This is a genomic window from Delftia sp. DT-2, assembly GCF_028401915.1.
Classification (GTDB): Bacteria; Pseudomonadota; Gammaproteobacteria; order Burkholderiales; family Burkholderiaceae_C; genus Comamonas; species Comamonas tsuruhatensis.
Window position 1 is genome coordinate 1 of record NZ_JAQOTI010000069.1, and the last position, 840, is coordinate 840.

Here is an 840-nt window from a genome sequence, read left to right on the forward strand (position 1 = left end):
AGCTAGCACTGGCGCGGAGGTGGTGTTGGTAGATCGTTGATTTCATTGACTTTCCTGTTCACTTTCAAATCTGCGATTCGTGGCGTCAAACCGTGGTCGGTTTCATCCATTGGTGCCAGTTATCGATGCATTTGGCCGCGAAGGCAGGATTTGGTCAGCATAGCGGTCAACCGGGAAGCGAAACACACCCCGCAAGTTGATGCTCTCCAGCCTGGTGGGCGCAATCTTCCCGATCAGTTCCGGTGGAATGACCTGGCGGCGGTTCGACCAGCGATCCAGGACCGCCTGCATCTGTGAGGTATTCCACGCCATCACGATGTTGGCCATCAGGCTCAACGCATCGGCCACAGCCTGCATTTCATCGACACGTTTGGCCTGCGCCGGGCTGATCCGGCCGGTATAAATGGCGCGCTTGAGGGCGTTAACAGCCTCGCCCCGATTGAGCACCCGGCGCAACTCGTTCCTGAAAGCGTCCTTGACAAAGTAGTCAGCCAAAAACGCCGTACGCAGCAACCGCCCCAATTGCACGCCAGCCTCATAGATTGGATCGCCCTGGGCGGCAGAACCGAACCGCGCAAGAGCTGCCACCGCACTGGCATGTCCGCTCATGACCGAGGCTGCCAGGTGCACCAGACTATCCCAATGCTTTTCGATCAAAGCGACGTCGACATTGGCTTCGCACACCGCAGCGATTTCTGCGGGCACTTTGGTGCCGCGTGGCACAAAGAGGTGGCGCTGTTTGAGTTCCTTCAACCGCGGGCAAAGATCAAAACCAAGCAAACGGGCATGTGACATGGCAAAGTCGGTGTAGCCATGGGTATCCACAGCAAGCTGGCTGGT

At 57.6% G+C, this 840-nt stretch carries 1 protein-coding gene; it reads right to left on the bottom strand.

Annotated elements, in window-relative coordinates; all coding sequences use genetic code 11:
- Positions 1-102 precede the first annotated feature (102 nt).
- Positions 103-840, bottom strand: a 738-nt coding sequence (locus PO605_RS30860; RefSeq protein ID WP_156180168.1) for a Tn3 family transposase, incomplete at its 5' end; no start/stop codon positions are given.